Raw genomic sequence first — 1,322 nt, forward strand, 5'->3', positions numbered from 1 at the left:
TGAATCGCCCCGAGTTTCGTGGAGGCTGTTTGGTTTAAGTAACGTTGGCAGCATCCTTGTTGGCTAACTGCCGGTAGTATTGTGCCTCAGCTTCTGCGGGCGGGATATGGCCGATGGGTTCGAGCAGGCGTTGATGGTTGAACCAGGACACCCATTCCAGCGTCGCCAGTTCTACCGATTCCCGGTTCTTCCATGGCCCTCGTTTGTGGATCAGTTCAGTCTTGTACAGCCCGTTGATCGTCTCGGCCAGAGCGTTGTCGTAACTGTCGCCCCGGCTGCCAACAGAAGGTTCCACCCCGGCTTCGCCAAGCCGCTCGGTGTAGCGGATGGAGACGTACTGCGAGCCCCTGTCGGAGTGGTGGATCAGACTCCCCAGTTCCGGCTGGCGCGCATACAGTGCCTGTTCCAGTGCATCGAGCACGAAGTCCGTGTGCATGCTGGTGCTGACCCGCCAGCCCACGATGCGGCGTGCGAACACGTCGATGACGAAGGCTACATAGAGCCAGCCCTGCCACGTCGAGACATAGGTGAAGTCCGCCACCCATAGCTGGTTGGGGCGGTCGGCTTTGAATTGCCGGTTGACCCGATCCAGCGGACAAGGGAGGTTCTTATCGGGTCGGGTCGTTTTGATGACCTTGCCTCGCCTGGCACCTTCCAGTCCCAACCGTTTCATGAGCCGCTCGACCGTGCAGCGGGCCACCGGCACCTCTTCGCGATTGAGCTGCCGCCAGACCTTGTCTGCACCATAGACCTGGAAGTTGGCATGCCAGACACGCTGGATCTGGGGCATCAAGACGTCGTCACGTTGGGCGCGGGCACAGCGCAACGCTGGGTTGCGCTGTTGCGCCGCGTGGCGCCGATAACCGGACGGGGCGATCTGCAACACCTTGCAGATCGGCTCGACCCCGTAGGTGTCGCGATGCCGGTCGATGAACGACCTCAGGATTTGAGTTTGCGGTCGAGCTCCGCCTGGGCAAAAAAAGCGCTGGCCAGCTTCAGAATCTCATTGGCGCGGCGCAATTCCTTCACCTCGCGTTCCAATGCCTTGATGCGGTCACGCTCCTCGCTGGTGATGCCGTCGCGCAGGCCATGGTCGATCTCGTGCTTCTTCACCCAGTCATGCAGTGTTTGTGGAACACAGCCAATCTTCGGCGCAATCGATTCAATAGCCGCCCATTGCGATGGATACTCGTTGCGATGCTCTTGCACCATGCGCACGGCGCGCTCGCGAACTTCGGGGGAATACTTCGGGGTGGGTTTCTTGTCCATAAGGGCTCCATTCTCTCAAGATTAGGAGCCTCCTCAAAACCCGGAGCGATTCA

Annotated in this window: 1 protein-coding gene and 1 other annotated feature; the gene reads right to left on the reverse strand. The window is 59.8% G+C overall.

The genetic code is table 11. The features are described 5' to 3' along the window. Window positions 1-34 precede the first annotated feature (34 nt). Window positions 35-1,269, reverse strand: a protein-coding gene (locus ACKTSJ_RS11110; RefSeq protein WP_407900232.1) for an IS3 family transposase whose coding sequence is annotated in 2 segments (ribosomal slippage) — window positions 35-984 and window positions 984-1,269 — 1,236 coding nt in all. Because the reading frame shifts where the segments join, the coding sequence is not laid out codon by codon here. Continuing rightward, window positions 869-985: a sequence feature (AL1L pseudoknot), on the reverse strand. It overlaps the preceding gene by 117 nt. Window positions 1,270-1,322: the final 53 nt, after the last annotated feature.

This window comes from Ferrigenium sp. UT5 (genome assembly GCF_045866295.1).
Lineage (GTDB): Bacteria > Pseudomonadota > Gammaproteobacteria > Burkholderiales > Gallionellaceae > Sideroxyarcus.